This window comes from Nocardioides sp. NPDC058538 (assembly GCF_042719275.1).
Lineage (GTDB): Bacteria > Actinomycetota > Actinomycetes > Propionibacteriales > Nocardioidaceae > Nocardioides.
Window position 1 is genome coordinate 1 of sequence record NZ_JBHXNY010000011.1, and the last position, 15,475, is coordinate 15,475.

The window sequence follows — 15,475 nt, forward strand, 5'->3', positions numbered from 1 at the left end:
GCCGAGATGGCACCGGAATGCCATCTCGGCCGACGTAGGTGACGCCTCGGCAGGGTGGGGTCAGCTGACCAGCTTCCCGAAGTTGGAGCGGTGGAAGACGAGGGGCTGGCCGACGCCGTGGTCGGCGGCGTGAAGCTGGAGGAGTACGACGATGTGGTCGCCGGCCTCGACCTCGCGGTAGACGGTGCAGTCGAACCGCGCCAGGCCTTCGTCCAGCGTCAGCGCCCCCTCGGGGGATGCGCTGACGACCAACCCGTCGAAGCGGGAGTCGACGGGACCGGCGAGCTGGCGGCAGACCTCACCGTGGTGCTCGGCGAGAACGGTGACGCCCAGGTGCGAGGAGCGCCGCAGGTCGGGCCAGGTCTTCGAGGTCCTGGCGACCGAGAAGGAGACCAGGGGCGGGTCCAGGGAGACCGAGGTGAACGACGACGCGGCCAGACCGACGGGGCGGCCGTCGACCACCGCGGCGACCGCCACCACCCCGCTGGGGAAGGCCCCGAAAGCCTGCCGCAGCGCGGCTGGGTCGAGATCCTGATTCGTACGCAACGGACCGGTCATCAAGCCACCATCTCTCTCGCGGGCACAGCCCGCGACTCGTAGAGCTTGTCGAAGACGAGGCCGGCGGCGCGACGCGACCAGCTGGGGCTGGCGGAGGTGGCTGTGGGGGTGGACACGTTCGCCTCCTACTGGGCCGCGGCGCCGAAGGGCACCGCTGCCCCTCGACCGGCGACGGGGGCGGGGTGGGACCACAGGCCGCGACGCGCGAGCTCGGGTAGGACGCCCTCGCCGAACCAGTAGGACTCCTCCAGGTGCGGGTAACCGGAGAGCACGAACTCGGAGATCCCGACGGAGTGGTAGGCCTCGATCAGGTCGGCGATCTCGGTGTAGGAGCCGACCAGTGCGGTCCCGGCACCGCCCCGGACCAGCCCGACGCCCGCCCACAGGTTGGGGTGGATCTCGAGCCTGTCGCGCGAACCCTGGTTGAGCTCCAGCATCCGCCGCTGACCCTCCGAGACGCTGCGGGACAGCCCCGCCTGGACGCGCTCGATGTCCTCGTCGGAGATGTTCTCCAGCAGCCGGTCGGCCTCGGCCCACGCGGCGGACGAGGTCTCGCGGGCGATCGAGTGCAGCCGGATCCCGAAGCGGAGCTCGCGGCCGCGGTCGGCTGCCAGCTTCTGCACGCGTCCGATCTTCTCCGCGACCGCGGCCGGGGGCTCGCCCCAGGTCAGGTAGACGTCGGCGTACTCGGCGGCGACCTCCAGGGCCGCCGGCGAGGAGCCGCCGAAGTAGACGTCCGGGACCGGCGTGGGCCGCTGCTCGAGCCGGGCGTTCTCCACCGAGAGATGCGACCCGGTGAAGGTCACCGTCTCCCCCGCCCACAGTCGGCGGACGATGTGCAGGAACTCCCCGCACCGCTCGTAGCGCTCGTCCTTGGCCAGGAAGTCGCCGTACATCCGCTGCTCGTGGTCCTCACCTCCGGTGACGACGTTGAGGAGCAGCCGCTGCCCGGACAGGTTCTGGAAGGTGCCGGCCATCTGCGCGGCCAGGTAGGGCGAGACCGAGTCGGGCCGGAAGGCGACCAGGAACTTCAGCCGCTCCGAGACGGAACTGAGCATCGCGGTCGTCACCCAGGCGTCCTCGCACCACGCGCCGGTCGGCGTCAGCGCAGCCTCGAAACCGAGCTGCTCGGCGCTGCGGGCGATCTGGCCGAGGTAGGGCACCGTCGCCGGACGGCCCGACGCCAGCGCGCTGACGCCGTGACCGCCGCCGATCACGTGACGGCCGTCGCCGCCGTTGGTCGGGAGGAACCAGTGGAACTTGAGCGTGCTCATCGCTGCCTTTCGGGTGGGATGTGTGGGGATGTGTCAGATCTGCCCGTGCCGCGGTGGTGCGGTGCCGTCGACGGCCCACCGTCCGAGGTGCTGCACCTTCCAGGCGGCCGGGTCGTGAAGGGTGTGGGTGCGCGCGTTACGCCAGTGGCGGTCGAGGTTGGTGGACGTCAGGGCCGCCCGGGTGCCAGAGACCTCGAGCAGCCGGCTGGTGACGTCGACCGACACCTTCGCCGTCGACGCGCGGGCAGCCGCCACGGCCAGGCTCGCCTCCGCGGCCGATGCCTCGGTGAGGTCCGCATCGGCCTCGTCCACGCGTTGCGCCGCCTCGGCGAGGAGCGCCTCGGCGCTGCGTACGGACAGCTCCATCTCGCCGAAGGCCTGGACGACCAGCGGGTCCTGCGCGGCTGTCTCGGCACCGGCGAGCGCGACGGCGTCGGCGTAGGGCCGGGACTTCGTGCGTACGAACTCGGACGCCTCGTCCAGCGCGCGCCGGGCGATCCCGGCGTCGATGGCCGCGTGCAGCAGCTGGGCGAAGGCGCCGTAGGTCGTCGGCACGTCGAAGGTGACCGCGAACGGCGTCACCCACTCCTCGGCCACGGCTACGTCGGTGAGGCGCACCGTGCCGGAACCGGTCGTACGCTGCCCGACGGCGTCCCAGTCGTCGATGATCTCGACGCCGGGAGTCTCCGTGCGGACCCAGGCCACCTGCAGCGGCCCGTCGACGTCACGCCGCGCGAGCACGGCGAGATAGTCGGCGAAGAGCGAGCCGGTGCAGTAGAACTTCTCACCGTTCAGCAGCCACTGTCCGTCCTCCCGCGCAGGCGCGAGGGTCGTCCGGATGTCGCGCACGTGCTTGGTGCCGAACTCCGACTGCGCGTTGGCGACCAGTGCGCCTGCCCGCACCTCGCTGTAGATCCGCTGCTGCTGCTCACGGGTGCCGTTCAGCCGGAGCTGGTTCAGGAACACGAAGTGGCTGTGCGGGACCTGGCCGACATTGGGGTCACCCCACGAGACCAGCCGGAACACCTCCGCCACGGTCGTGGCCGAAAGCGCCGGACCGCCGAACTCGAGCGGGACGGTCAGCGCGCCGAGCCCGGCGGCGGCGTACGCCTTGACCTGGTCGTAGGGCAGCGCCCTGACCCGGTCGCGCCCGCCGTCGCCGAGCGCGAGCTCGTCGGCCAGCCGCCGCGCGACCAGCGGCGCGGTCTCGGCGTCGAGTCGGGCGATCTCCGTCGTGCTCAAGCCACGGACTCCAGCTGCTGGGCCTCGAGTTCGCGCACGATCGGCAGGACGCGCTGACCGAAGTACTCCACGTCCTCGAGGTAGTGCAGGAAGCCGCCGAGGATCAGGTCGGCGCCGGCCCTCTTGAGCTCGACGATCCGCTCGGCGACCTGCTCGGGCGTGCCGATCAGTCCCGTCCGGAAGCCGTCGTTGTACTGCACCAGGTCCTCGAGGCTGGAGTCCTGCCACATCCCGGTCTTGTCCCCCGTCGACTGCCCGGCCTGCTTGACCGCGGAGCCGAAGCCCTCGACGGCCTCGCGGTCGGCCTTGTCGATGATCTCCCGGAGAGTGTCGCGCGCCTCCTTCTCGGTGTCGCGGGCGACGATGAAGCCGTTGATCCCGAACCTGACCCGGCGTCCCAGCGGCCCGGCGACCGCGTTGACGTCCTTGATCTGCGCGGCGAGACCCTCGGGGGTGTTGCCGTTGGCGAAGTACCAGTCAGAGACGCGGCCGGCCATCGCCTTGGCGTCGGAGGAGTTGCCGCCCTGGAAGATCTCCGGATGAGGCCGGCCCTCGCTGGCCAGCGGCTTCGGCTTCAGGTCGAAGTCGTGCAGCCGGTAGAAGTCGCCGTTGAGCTCGGCGGCGTCGCTCGTCCAGATCTCGCGGAGGTAGCGGATGAACTCCTCCGAGCGGCGGTAGCGCTCGCCGTGCTCGAGCCACGGCTCGCCGAGCTGGGTGAACTCGTCCTTGAACCAGCCCGAGACGACGTTCACGGCCGCCCGCCCGCCGGAGATGTGGTCGGCGGTGGCCAGGAACTTGGCCAGTACGCCGGGCTGCCAGAGCCCCGGGTGGACCGCGGCGATCACCTTGAGCCGCTCGGTGGCCAGCAGCAGCGCGAGGGAGAACGAGGTGGACTCGTGCTGGTAGGCCGCGCCGTACGAGGCCATGTAGCGCACCTGGGACAGGGCGTACTCGAAGCCGTTGTTCTCGGCCAGCTGCGCGAGCCTCTTGTTGTAGTCGTAGCTCCAGTCGGTGCGCTGCTCGATCTTGCTCACCACCAGGCCGCCGCTGACGTTGGGCACCCAGTAGGCGAACTTCAGGGGCTCGGTTGCCGGTGAAGTCATGCTGGTCTCCTTGGATCGCGAATGTCTATTAAACTTATCGGATTAAACATGCGACGGGACCGGATCTCCCGATGTGGACCACCGGCCGTGCTGATCAGTGGCCCAGATCCCGTGAAAGGCGACGCCTATCAGGCGGCGTCGGGGCGAGAGGCCCTACAGATCACCGACGGCCGGCTCACGTGTACCAGGTCGGCGCGGGGATCTCCCCGAGCAGCGCATAGCGGCCCACCTCGGCGCGCTTGTGCGCCACCGGGTCGTGCAGCGAGTGCGTCCGGATGTTGCGCCACGCGATGTCCAGCCCGACCTTGTTGGACGTCGCCCGGGCACCAGTGAGGTCGTAGACCTTGGTGCCGACCTCGAGACCGACGTCGATCGCGACCTGCTTGGCCGCGGCGATCACGACCGCCGCCTCGCCGCGCTCCTGCTCGGTGACCTCGTCGGCGCGCGCGTTGATGGCCTCGATCAGGCCGGCCGCACGCTCGGCCAACGCCTGGGCCGCCCACAGCTTCGAGGTCAGGTCGCCGTACGTCTCCTGGATGTAGAACTCCTCGCTCCCCGTCTCCTTGACGTCTCCGGCGTAGGGCCAGGCGCGGGTCGTGTCGCGGGTGTAGGTCGCCGCCGTCGCCAGGGCGCCCTCCGCGATCCCGAGATAGAAGTTGGTGAAGATGAGCTGGATGATCGGCACGTTGAGGGTGTTGTAGACCCGCGGGACGAACTCGTACGTCCCGTCCTCCTGCTTCACGTAGCCCGCCGCGGACTCCCAGGGGACCCGCACGCCGTTGATCTCGACGGCGCCGGACTCGGTGAGCCGCTGGCCGAGGTTGTCCCAGTCGCCGGCGAAGACGATGGCCTCCTGCTGGGTCGGGACGATCGCGAAGACGTGCTTCTCCGTGCCCTCGATGACTCCCTCGAGCACGGTCAGATCGGAGATCCGTCCGCCGGTCGAGAACGACTTGCGGCCAGTGAAGACGAGCTCGTCGCCCTCGACCCTGATCACCAGGTCGTCGTCGCGCGGATTGACCGCGCCGCCGAAGAAGAAGTTGTTCTCGGTGTAGAGCTGCTCGACGGCAGCGATCTGCTCCGGGGTGCCGACCAGCCGCGCCGCCCAGGCCCACAGGTAGTGGTAGCCGAGCAGCTGCCCGATCGAGCCGTCACCCGCGGCGACCGCCCGGACCACGCGCAGCGCGGTCGTCCAGTCCTGGCCGGCACCGCCGTGCTCGGCGGGGCCGAGCAGGGTGACCAGGCCGCTCTCCTTGAGCAGGTTCACCTCGTACGTCGGGATCTGGTTGGCCCGGTCGCGGGCGACCGCGTCCACGGAGAGCCTGGTGGCCACCTCGCGGGCACGGTCGACCCAGCCCTCCGGAGTCGTGGGTGCCGCGCCGAACTCCGCGGCGGTGCGTACAGCTTCGGTTGTCATCGCGCCCTCTCATGTCTTGCGTCGTGGATGTTTCTGTCTTTATTCGACCAAATTACTTGAGAATGGTCGGCGTGAGGCAGGCTGGACGCCAGCCATCACCGATCACCCGCTCGGGATGACCGATCACCGACCGACGAGAGGACAGCGTGAGGATCGAGCAGCTGGAGTACATCGCAGCCGTGACCCAGTACGGCTCGCTGCGCCGCGCGAGCGAGCAGCTCCACATCTCCCAGCCCGCCCTGAGCGAGGCGATCACCAAGCTCGAGCGCGAGCTCGGCGTGACCCTGCTCGACCGGCGCCGCGCCGGGGCCCGGATCAGCCGCGATGGCCAGGAGCTGCTGCACTCCATGTCCGACGTCCTCGAGGCCGTCGACCGCCTCCGCCTGGCCGCCGGCGATCAGAGCGCCGGGGTCAGCTCGGTGCGGGTCGGGACGGTCCACGCCGGCACCTCGACCGTGCTGCTACCGACCTTGCGGAGATTCGCCGACGAGCACCCGCGCACGAGCGTCGAGGTGCGCACCATGGTGCAGGAGGACATCTACCTCGCCCTCGCCGAGGGCACCATCGACATCGGCCTGGTCAACCTGCTCGACGGCGACGACCTGCCGCCGACGGTCGAGGGCACCGTGCTTCTCCACGGACGGCCGATCGTGGTGCTGCCCGCGGACCACCCGCTCGCGTCCCGCGACGAGATCACCGTCGAGGAGCTTCGCGAGGAGCCGTTCGTCGGCATGCGCTCGGGCTACCTGATGTATCGCTTCGCCCACCGCGTCTTCGGTCGCGACCTCCCCCACCACTGGCACGCCACCGACGGCGCCGAGATGGGCAAGATGATGGTCGGCGAGGGCCTCGGACTGACCCTGCTGCCGGACTACAGCGTCGTCGGCGACCCCCGCGAGACCGGCGGGCACATCACCGTACGTCCCCTCGCCGGGGACCGCTCGCGGGTCACGATGGTCGCGGTGCGACGGCACAACGCGCGTACGACCTCGGGGGCGCGCAGCCTACTCGACCTGCTCGCCGAGACGGCTGCCCGCTCTTGACCCTCTCGGGCTCAGCCCTCGGCCGGCTCGTAGCTCTGCACGAACTCGGTGAGCCGGGCGAGCTGGTCGGGGTCGGTGCTCGGGATGACGCCGTGGCCGAGGTTGAAGACGTGGCCCTTGGCGCGCCGCCCGGCCTCGATGATCTTCCCGGCCTGCTCGAGCATCACCTCGGTGGGCGCGAAGACGAGAGCGGGGTCGAGGTTGCCCTGGACGCCGAAGTCGTCGCCGAGCTGGGTGACCGCCCAGTCCAGCGGCGTACGCCAGTCGACACCGACGACCTCGGCACCGGCGCTGCCCATCAGCGGAAGGAGCATGGCGGAGTTGACGCCGAAGTGGATCCGCGGGACACCGAGCTCGCCGATCCGGGTCAGCACCTGGGTGGAGTAGGGCAGCACGTGACGCTCGTAGTCGGCGGGCGTGCAGGCGCCGGCCCAGGAGTCGAAGAGCTGCACCGCGGAGGCACCCGCGCGGACCTGGACCTCCAGGAACGCACCGGAGATCCCGGCGATCTTGCGCATCAGGGCGTCCCACACGTCGGGGGCGCCGAACATGAGCGCCTTGGTCTTGGCGTACTCCTTCGAGGGGCCGCCCTCGACCAGGTAGGAGGCGACGGTGAACGGGGCGCCGGCGAAGCCGATCAGCGGGGTGCCGCCATTGATGCCGGCCAGCTCACCGGTGAGGTTCTGGACGGCCTCGGTGATGTAGGTGACGTGCTCCGGGGTCAGGTCCGGGATCGCCTCCACGTCCGCCAGGGTGCGCACCGGGTTGGCGATGACCGGGCCGACACCGGGCTTGATGTCGAGGTCGACACCGACCGCCTTCAGCGGCAGCACGATGTCGGAGAAGAAGATGGCCGCGTCGACCCCGTAGCGGCGTACGGGCTGCAGGGTGATCTCGGTGATCAGGTCGGCGTCCTGGCAGGACTCGAGCATGCCGATGCCTTCACGGACCTTCAGATACTCGGGCAGCGACCGGCCGGCCTGGCGCATGAACCACACCGGCGTACGGCTCGGCTTCTGCCCCGCGAGTGCCTGCAGGAACGGGGAAGATGCGAGCAGGTCGGGGGTCTTCCCAGAGGTTTGTTCAGCGGCCACCTGGCAATGGTCCCATCCGGTGCGGCGTGTACGCACATCGCGAATCGCGCAGAAGACATACCCTGTTCACATGGTCGTCCGTGGAGAGTCGCGTCCCGCCGCGGGACCGGAGACCGGTCCCGCCGTGTTCCGGTCCGCCGCGGAAGGGATGCGCGCCGCGACCTTCAGACCCGAGGTGCTGGCCGAGGAGATGCCGGCGCCCCAGCGGATCGCTCCGTACGCCGCGGCGCTGTCCGCCGAGGTGACGGTCGACGACGTCGACGTGGCGACCGGACGGTTGATCCTGCTGCACGACCCCGACGGCAACGATGCGTGGGGCACGGTGCACGGACTGCCCGGCACGTTCCGCCTGGTGGCGTACGCGCGGGCCGATATCGACGTCGAGCACATCAGCGATCCGCTGTTGGGTGAGGTCGGCTGGTCCTGGCTCCTCGACGCGCTCTCCGGTCACGGCGCCGAGCACGTCGCCGCGGCGGGCACCGTGACCCGCGTCGCCACCGAGTCCTACGGCGGGATGGCCGATGAGGACGGCACCGCGCAGATCGAGATCCGCGCCTCCTGGACCCCGGTCGGCACGGCTTCGGGCGACCTGGACCTGCGACCACACACCGAGGCATGGGGCGAGCTGCTCTGCACGGCCGCGGGACTTCCTCCGGTGCCGGAGGGCGTCACCGTCATACCGAGCCGGCGAGGGCAGCGAGGCGCGTGAGCGAGCGTCAGCGAGCGACCGTCACGACCATCGCGCCACCGCTTCCGTATACTGGCGCCTGCGCTACGGAGGTGGCGGCGTGATCGAAGACAACACCGAGGCCGAAACAGGGCCGGACACACCAGAAGATGCTGCTCCGGCGCCACTGCTGACCCTGCGCGACGGGCTGCCTCCGGTGACCGACACCGATGAGGGCCTGGTCAAGGCCGCCGCGGCCATCGCCGCCGGCTCGGGTCCGGTCGGGATCGATGCCGAGCGCGCCTCCGGCTACCGCTACTCCAACCGCGCCTACCTGATCCAGCTGCGCCGCGAAGGCTCCGGGATCTGGCTGATCGACCCGACCGAGCTGTCCACGATGCAGCCGCTGGTCGACGCGCTCGAGGGCACCGAATGGATCCTGCACGCCGCCACCCAGGACCTGCCCTGCCTCAGCGACCTCGGCCTGCACCCCTCCGCCCTCTTCGACACCGAGCTCGCCGGCCGGCTGCTGGGCTATCCGCGCGTCGGGCTCGGCACCCTGGTCGAGACGGTGCTGGGCTTCACCATGCTCAAGGAGCACTCCGCGGCCGACTGGTCGACCCGGCCGCTGCCGGACGCCTGGCTGGAGTACGCCGCGCTCGACGTCGAGGTGCTCGTCGAGCTGCGCGACGCGCTGGCTGACGAGCTCGTCGCGCAGGACAAGGAGGCCTGGGCCCGCCAGGAGTTCGACTGGCTGCGCGGGTTCGAGGCGCCGGTGCGTACGGATGCCTGGCGGCGCACCTCCGGCATGCACCGCGTCCGCGGGCGCCGCGGCCTAGCCGCGGTGCGTGAGCTGTGGACCGAGCGCGACCGGATCGCGCAGCAGCGTGACGTCACCCCGAGCCGGATCATTCCAGATGCCGCGATCGTCGCCGCCGCGCAGGACCTCCCGCAGGAGAAGGCCGCGCTGCTCGGCCTGAAGGGCTTCCACGGTCGTGGCGCCGAGCGCTACTCGACCTCCTGGGTGAAGGCGCTCAACCGCGCGATCACGATGGAGGAGGACGAGCTCCCGGTGCGGTCGCCGCGCTCCGACGGTCCTCCCCCACCGCGCGCGTGGGCCGACAAGGACCCTGCTGCCGCCCGTCGTCTCACGCTGGCGCGCGAGTCCGTCAACGCCCTCGCCGAGGCCCGCAACCTCCCCGCCGAGAACCTGCTCACTCCCGACTTCCTGCGCCGCGCCATGTGGACGCCCCCGAAGACCCGCGACCCCGGCGCCCTGCTCGACGGCATCATCGAGCTCCTCTCCGGCTTCGGCGCCCGCGGCTGGCAGATCGCCCTCACCGCCCCGCTCCTCACCGACGCCGTCCTCCACGTCGAGACGAACTGAGCGAGGTCGAGCGGCGAGCTTGCTCGTCCGCTCGCGCCGAGCGAGGGAGTGACCGAGACGTCAGGCCCGTCGGCCGAAGCGTCACTGAGGACGGCCGAGGTGGCATCGTCGTGACGACTCGACCGACCTAGCCGACTTCTCGACCGACGTACGTGACACCTCGGGCGACGGGGGTGACGCCTCGGCTCGGCAGCTAGGAGCTGGGTGAGATGGAGGGCGACGGGGAGGCCGGCGGCGTCGGCTGGGGGAAGACGGTCTTGGAGAGCTCGTCGATCTGGACGGCGTAGTCCTCGACCTGGTCGGGCTCGGTGACCGCGAAGGAGCCTCGTACGGCGGCGGCGGCGACCTTCTGGAGCTGGGCGAGCTGGGTGGCCTCGGGGAGGACCTGCATGTCGCGCACGGTGTCGGTGAAGATCCGGGCGTTCTTGGGGTTCCGCTCGGGCTGGGTGAAGACCGGCGCGTAGCCGACCTCGGAGTTGACCGGCACGAAGTGGCCGGTGCGGACCATCTTCACGACCGACTCGGTCGAGATGAGGTAGGTGAGGAAGTCGGCGGTGGCGTCGGGGTCGGCGGTCTCCGAGCCCATGCAGAGGCCGGCGTAGTCGCCGGTGGTGCCGTTGCCACCCGGCATCGGCATCACGTCCCACTCCATCGCTTCGGTCGCCCGAAGGTCCGAGACCAGCGAACGGTCACCGACCAGCGCCACCAGGCGGCCCTGCTTGAAAGCCTGGAACGGGGTGCGGCCGTTGAGGTCCTTCGCGGTGGCCAGCACGTTGGGCTGGGTCAACGCCTCGACCAGGTCCTCGTACGCCCCGGCTGAGTCCTCCAGCGCGGTGGACGTCGGAACCAGCGGGTCGTCGAAGAGGGTCGCGCCGGCACCGGCGAGCCAGGGCATCAGCGCGGAGAGGTTCTGCTCGACGTAGGTGCCCCGGACACCCTTGCGGTGCTCAGCGGCGTACGTCATGGCCGAGCTGAACTGCTCGAGAGTCCAGCCACGCAGGGAGCCATCGGCCCGTACGCTGGGCGTGGGCAGGCCCTCCTCCTTCATGGCGTCGAAGTCGATCAGCCCGGTGTTGACGTAGACGACCTGCGGCGAGACCGAGTAGGGCATGCACTCCAGGCGGCGTTCGACGGAGAAGTCCTCCATCGCCTCACGGGAGTACTTGTCGCCGAAGTCGACGTTGCGGGCCTCGAGCAGGGTGTCGACGGGCTGGATCCGCTTGTCCTCGGCGAACGTGGCGACGTCGGCACGCGGGGTGAGCACCACGTCGATCTTCTCGCCGCTGCTGACCGCCGCGGTGAGCTGGTCGGCGGTCGGCCAGGACTTCACCTCGACGGTGACGTTGGGGACCTCTTGGGTGTATTCGGCGGCCAGCTGCTTGTAGGTGTCGACCACCGTCTTGTGGCCGGAGACCCCGAAGACGAGCTTCACCTTGGTCGGCGCCTTCGTCGTGGTGCTCGGCGATGGCTTCGAGGCCGGGTCACCACCACCGCAGGCGGCGAGGGACGCCGAGAGAACCGCCACCAGAAGCGCCGTTGCCAGCCGCGTGCGCCGCACCATTTCCTCCATCTCAACACCAGGACCGGGTCTGTGATGCAACCACAGACCCGGTTTACCAGCGATTCACTTTACGATACCTACCTGGACGCTTCCTGAGAAAGCACCGCCTGAGAAAGCACAGCCGGAGAAGGCACGTCAGAACAGCCCCAGGACCGCCTCAGGCGAGGTGATCGCGTGCGGCCTTGATCACATCATCGAAGATTTCCTTGGCCAGCACATCGCCCTCACGGCGTACGTCTGCGGGATCCATCCGGATCAGCCGGTCCAGGCGCACCTCGGAGGGCCGCCCCTGGCGGTCCCAGCCGCCGGTGCCGACATCCATCCAGTGGCGCCCGTTCCGCGCCTCCTGCGCCTCGTCGCGGTCGTGGTCCTTGCTGGTCAGCATCAGAGACAGGAGTACGCCGGCCTTCTGGCCGATCACGAGGACCGGACGGTCCTTGCCCTGGGTCTCGTCGTCCTCGTAGGGAACCCAGCCCCACACGACCTCGCCCGGGTCGGCGTTGCCGTCACCGATCTCGGGCTCGTAGGAGATGGCGCCCTCGCGCGCTGCGGGCTGGGTGTCGGTCACTACGGCTCCTTGGTCGGTGGCTGGCGTCATGGCCGCCCAGCCGAGTGCACCGAAAAGATGATGAACACGCCGGACCGGGAGCGCCTCACGGCGCAAGGCCGCTCGAAGCGGCTGAAGTTGGGACCCGGGGCTGCCGCAGCCCGACGTGTTCGGTCACCAGTGTAACGGTGCCCCCAACCTCACCCGCATCAAAGCGGACAGGAGGCTACATCACGGATGGGCAGAACTACCGATGCCGCCACCGCGATGCCCTGGCGATGCTGGTGGCAACAACACATCAGTCACAAGGGGTGGTCATAGTGGCAACCACGGCAGCCGGCACTCGGCAGGAGGAGCTGGCGTTCATCAGGGTCGACGGCGTGCGGATCGCGTACGCCGACACCGGCGGCACGGGCACCCCGCTCGTGCTGGTCCACGGATCCTGGGGGTCGCACCACAACTGGGACGCGGTCGTCCCCGGGCTGGCCGAGCGCTTCCGGGTCGTCTCATACGACCGGCGCGGCCACAGCGAAAGTCAGCGCCCGCCCGGGCACGGGCACTTCTCGGAGGACGTCGCCGACCTGGCCGCCCTGATCGAACAGCTCGGCGTCGCCCCCGCGTGGGTGGTGGGCAGCTCCTTCGGAGCCGCCGTGACCGTGAAGCTGGCAGCCGCACGGCCAGAGATCCTGCGCGGCATCGTCGCGCACGAACCCCCACTCTTCGGGTTGCTCGAAGCAGGCAGCCAGGAGGCGCACGCGGTGGCCGAGATCGAGAGCGGCCCGCTGACCGAGGTCGGCCGGCGCATCGCCACGGGCGACCACGCAGGGGCGGCCGAGCAGTTCGCCGAACAGGTGGCACTCGGGCCCGGCAGCTGGGCACGGTTGCCCGAAGCCATGCGAGCGATGATGATCGCCAACGCGCCGACCTTTCTCGACGAGCTCCGCGACACCGAGCGGCTGCTCGTTGGCGAGGCCGAGCTGGCCCGCTACGGCGGCCCTGCCCTGCTCACCTCCGGTGACCAGAGTCCGCCGATATTCCAGCACATCGAGCGCCAGCTCGCGAAACTGCTGCCGCACGCCTCCCGGATCACCTACTCCGGAGCCGGGCACATCCCGCACGTGACGCACCCCGAGGAGTACGTCGCCGCGCTGGTCGGCTTCATCGAGTCGCACGAGGTGGACCGGCGATGACCGCCTCCACCGAGGTCGAACGCCTCACGGTCCGCTCCCCCGACGGTGTCGACCTGGCGGTGTGGGTCGAGGGACACGGCCCGCCGCTGGTGCTGGTGCACGGATCCATCCAGGATCACACCATCTCGGCAGCGCTGGTGGCCGAGCTGACGGCCGAATTCACGACGTACGCGATGGACCGGCGCGGATTCGGCGCCAGCGGCGACGCCCCGGCGTACTCACTGGGGAGGGAGTTCGCCGACGTGGTGGCTGTCGTCGACGCCGTCACGGCACGGACCGGCGACCCGGTGGTGCTGTGGGGACACTCGTTCGGCGCGAGCTGCGCGATGGGCGCGGCGGCGCTGACCGGCAACGTCAGCCACGTCGTGCTCTACGAGCCGAGCCTGGGCCTCCCGTATCCGGCCGGGTGGATCGACCGGGTCGAACAGGTGGTGGCCGGCGGTGATCACGAGACGGCGATCGTGATGGTGCTGCGCGACCTGCTGGAGCTCACCGATGAGCAGATCGCGGAGCGGCGGGCCGAGCCGGAGTGGCCCGGTCGGGTCGCTACGGCGCCCACGGTGGTCCGGGAAGCGCGAGCCGAGCAGGAATGGACGTACGCCGGCGGCTCGATGGACCGCATCAGCGCACCGACGCTGTTGCTGTCGGGCACCGAGAGCCCGCCAGATATCGTGCGGACCACGGCCGCGGCACGTGCGGCGATCCCGGGCGCCCGGGTGCGCAGGCTGCCCGGCCAGGCCCACATCGCGCATCGCACGGACCCGGCGATGGTGGCGAGGATCGTGAGCGAGTTCGTCAGGGAGTGAGGAGGTCGTGCTCCATGGCGTAGAGCGTGGCGGCGGCGCGGGTGGAGCGGCCGATCTTGGTGTAGATGTGCTGGACGTGGTGCTCTGCGGTGCGCCGGGAGATCACCAGGCGCACCGCGATCTGCTGATTCGACGCCCCGCGGGCGAGCAACCGCAACACCTCGACCTCACGGTCGCTGAGAGCGGACGGCCACTCGCGGCGTACTCGCGGCCGGTCCTGCCCTGCGGCGGCGATGACGGCAGCGACACAGTCGACATCGAGCCGTCCGGCGACCGCTTCGGCGGTGAGGTGCTCGGCGGCCTGCTCGGCCGTGCCCGCCGGCCGGTGGGGCCTATCCTGGGTGGCGGTCTGGAAGGTGTCGGCGGCCGCAAGGATCCGGGCTGAGGGCGGGATCGCCGACGCGGAGACGCCGTGGTGGTAACCGCTGCCGTCGAGCCGCTCGTGGTGCAGTCCGGCGATCCAGCCCAGCGGCGCCAGGGTCGCAGAGCAGGAGAGGATCCGCTCGGTGAGGTACGGGTGCAGCCGGACCTGCTCCCACTCGCCACGGGTCAGCGGCCCCTTCTTGTCCCAGACTCCGCTCGTGACGCCCACCCGGCCGAGATCGTGCAGCAGCGCCGCTCGGCGCAGGGAGACGACGTCGGTGTCGGAGAGGTTGAGGGTTCGCGCGGCCGTCTCCGTCAGCTCAGCCACCTCGCTGGAGTGGCCGACGGTGTACGACGACTTGAGGTCGACCATGTCGGCGAAGCATCGCGCCATCCCGTCGAGATCGGACTCGGCAATGTATGCGACCGGCGCCGGCTCGGTCTCGAGGAGGGCTTGCCAGGGATCGGCGGCGACCAGTTCCGCCAACAGTCCCGGACCTGCCTTTTTGAACGTTGCCACGACGTCAGGGGCGAACCAGCCGCCCGCGCGCTCCGCCACCATGGCGAGCGCCGAGTCCGGACCGGCCGCGTCGAGGAACAGCACCACCTGCGTGGCGACCTCACCCACCCGCGCGGGCAGCGCGACCGCGTCCTCCGCCAAGCCGTGAGGCCCATTGCCGTCCCACCGCTCGAACTGCTGCGCCAGGCAGTCCTGCACGGCGCGCCCGAGCCCGAGCCGCCGAGCGAGCATCGATGCCGCGTCGCAGACCGACCTGAGGATCTCATCGCCATGCCGCACGTCGCCGATGACCACCTTGGCGACCTTCGCCGGGCGCCTGAGCCCCTCGCCGCGCCCCGTGCCGAGGGTCAGTTGCAGCATCTCGCGGGGACTGCCGAAATCCGTTGGCTGGGCCGCCCGACGTGACACCAGCTCGTTCCCGCCGTACCAGCGCGCCTCCACCGAGGCGGTCGCCGTACACCCGATGTGGCGCAGCAGCGTGCCGAGGCGAGCGTTGCGTACGTCCTCTTCGGGCAGATTCATCGCGCGGGCGAGCCCGGTCGCAAGCAGGCTCGACCGCAGCGCGGTCTCCGGAGGTTGCCCCATGCCCAAGTCAGTGGTGACGGAGAGCGCAGCCAGCAGCTCCATCATCCGCAACCGATGGTCGGTCACCGCTCCATCGTGCCCGAGGTGTGTGAGCCCCCGCCACTCCTACCACCCGGGG

The 15,475-nt window shown here is 70.3% G+C and carries 14 protein-coding genes; 5 read left to right on the forward strand and 9 right to left on the reverse strand.

Translation table 11 applies throughout. From position 1 onward, the window contains the following. Positions 1-60: 60 nt before the first annotated feature. The 5 genes from ACFWQC_RS12275 to ACFWQC_RS12295 form a co-directional block, all read right to left on the reverse strand. Positions 61-558: a flavin reductase family protein gene (locus ACFWQC_RS12275; RefSeq protein WP_378677732.1), complete on the reverse strand. Its 498-nt coding sequence runs from the start codon at positions 556-558 to the stop codon at positions 61-63. A gap of 125 nt (positions 559-683) precedes the next feature. Continuing rightward, positions 684-1,832, reverse strand: a complete 1,149-nt coding sequence (locus tag ACFWQC_RS12280) for an LLM class flavin-dependent oxidoreductase (protein ID WP_378677735.1) — start codon at positions 1,830-1,832, stop codon at positions 684-686. A gap of 33 nt (positions 1,833-1,865) precedes the next feature. Then, the gene (locus tag ACFWQC_RS12285; RefSeq protein WP_378677738.1) at positions 1,866-3,074 is read right to left on the reverse strand and encodes an SfnB family sulfur acquisition oxidoreductase; all 1,209 of its coding nucleotides are present in this window, start codon (positions 3,072-3,074) and stop codon (positions 1,866-1,868) included. Then, a complete protein-coding gene (sfnG, locus tag ACFWQC_RS12290) occupies positions 3,071-4,177 on the reverse strand; it encodes a dimethylsulfone monooxygenase SfnG (protein ID WP_378677741.1) in 1,107 nt (368 codons plus the stop codon). Before sfnG ends, ACFWQC_RS12285 begins: the two co-directional genes overlap by 4 nt. A 175-nt stretch (positions 4,178-4,352) precedes the next feature. Beyond that, entirely contained in the window at positions 4,353-5,594 is a 1,242-nt protein-coding gene (locus ACFWQC_RS12295) for an acyl-CoA dehydrogenase family protein (RefSeq protein WP_378677744.1), read from the reverse strand. Between the two features lie 146 nt (positions 5,595-5,740). Between ACFWQC_RS12295 and ACFWQC_RS12300 the strand changes: the two genes are divergently transcribed. Next, on the forward strand, positions 5,741-6,637 hold the full coding sequence (locus tag ACFWQC_RS12300) for a LysR family transcriptional regulator (RefSeq protein ID WP_378677747.1): 897 nt from the start codon (positions 5,741-5,743) through the stop codon (positions 6,635-6,637). A gap of 11 nt (positions 6,638-6,648) precedes the next feature. Here the strand turns inward: ACFWQC_RS12300 and hemE are convergent, their stop codons facing one another. Further along, complete coding sequence (gene hemE, locus ACFWQC_RS12305; RefSeq protein WP_378677750.1) at positions 6,649-7,731, reverse strand: uroporphyrinogen decarboxylase; 1,083 nt, start codon at positions 7,729-7,731, stop codon at positions 6,649-6,651. 70 nt (positions 7,732-7,801) lie between these two features. Between hemE and ACFWQC_RS12310 the strand changes: the two genes are divergently transcribed. Both ACFWQC_RS12310 and ACFWQC_RS12315 read left to right on the forward strand, forming a co-directional pair. Further along, positions 7,802-8,440 carry a DUF3000 domain-containing protein gene (locus tag ACFWQC_RS12310; protein ID WP_350660578.1) on the forward strand — a complete coding sequence of 213 codons (639 nt, stop codon included), beginning with the start codon at positions 7,802-7,804 and terminating at the stop codon, positions 8,438-8,440. A 79-nt stretch (positions 8,441-8,519) separates the two neighbouring features. Beyond that, positions 8,520-9,785 carry an HRDC domain-containing protein gene (locus tag ACFWQC_RS12315; protein ID WP_378677753.1) on the forward strand — a complete coding sequence of 422 codons (1,266 nt, stop codon included), beginning with the start codon at positions 8,520-8,522 and terminating at the stop codon, positions 9,783-9,785. Between the two features lie 193 nt (positions 9,786-9,978). On the opposite strand, the gene ACFWQC_RS12320 is transcribed toward ACFWQC_RS12315, so the two are convergent. Both ACFWQC_RS12320 and ACFWQC_RS12325 read right to left on the reverse strand, forming a co-directional pair. Then, positions 9,979-11,343: an ABC transporter substrate-binding protein gene (locus ACFWQC_RS12320; RefSeq protein ID WP_378677756.1), complete on the reverse strand. Its 1,365-nt coding sequence runs from the start codon at positions 11,341-11,343 to the stop codon at positions 9,979-9,981. A gap of 160 nt (positions 11,344-11,503) precedes the next feature. Further along, positions 11,504-11,914, reverse strand: a complete 411-nt coding sequence (locus ACFWQC_RS12325; protein WP_378677758.1) for a type II toxin-antitoxin system PemK/MazF family toxin — start codon at positions 11,912-11,914, stop codon at positions 11,504-11,506. Between the two features lie 299 nt (positions 11,915-12,213). Here ACFWQC_RS12325 and ACFWQC_RS12330 point away from each other — a divergent pair, with 299 nt between their 5' ends. Together ACFWQC_RS12330 and ACFWQC_RS12335 are read left to right on the forward strand one after the other, a co-directional pair. Further along, on the forward strand, positions 12,214-13,083 hold the full coding sequence (locus ACFWQC_RS12330) for an alpha/beta fold hydrolase (protein ID WP_378677761.1): 870 nt from the start codon (positions 12,214-12,216) through the stop codon (positions 13,081-13,083). Then, the gene (locus tag ACFWQC_RS12335) at positions 13,080-13,889 is read left to right on the forward strand and encodes an alpha/beta fold hydrolase (RefSeq protein ID WP_378677764.1); all 810 of its coding nucleotides are present in this window, start codon (positions 13,080-13,082) and stop codon (positions 13,887-13,889) included. The genes ACFWQC_RS12330 and ACFWQC_RS12335 overlap by 4 nt, the downstream gene beginning before the upstream one ends. Here ACFWQC_RS12335 and ACFWQC_RS12340 read toward each other — a convergent pair. Continuing rightward, positions 13,879-15,423 (reverse strand): HD domain-containing phosphohydrolase, encoded by a 1,545-nt coding sequence (locus tag ACFWQC_RS12340; RefSeq protein WP_378677767.1) that lies wholly within the window; start codon positions 15,421-15,423, stop codon positions 13,879-13,881. The genes ACFWQC_RS12335 and ACFWQC_RS12340 overlap by 11 nt on opposite strands. Positions 15,424-15,475 lie beyond the last annotated feature (52 nt).

Excerpts from the sequence above, each read along its gene's own strand:
- ACFWQC_RS12275 (WP_378677732.1), bottom strand. The coding sequence starts at position 558 with ATGACCGGTCCGTTGCGTACGAATCAGGATCTCGACCCAGCCGCGCTG.
- ACFWQC_RS12280 (WP_378677735.1), bottom strand. The coding sequence starts at position 1,832 with ATGAGCACGCTCAAGTTCCACTGGTTCCTCCCGACCAACGGCGGCGAC.
- sfnG (WP_378677741.1), bottom strand. The coding sequence starts at position 4,177 with ATGACTTCACCGGCAACCGAGCCCCTGAAGTTCGCCTACTGGGTGCCC.
- ACFWQC_RS12295 (WP_378677744.1), bottom strand. The coding sequence starts at position 5,594 with ATGACAACCGAAGCTGTACGCACCGCCGCGGAGTTCGGCGCGGCACCC.
- ACFWQC_RS12310 (WP_350660578.1), top strand. The coding sequence starts at position 7,802 with ATGGTCGTCCGTGGAGAGTCGCGTCCCGCCGCGGGACCGGAGACCGGT.
- ACFWQC_RS12335 (WP_378677764.1), top strand. The coding sequence starts at position 13,080 with ATGACCGCCTCCACCGAGGTCGAACGCCTCACGGTCCGCTCCCCCGAC.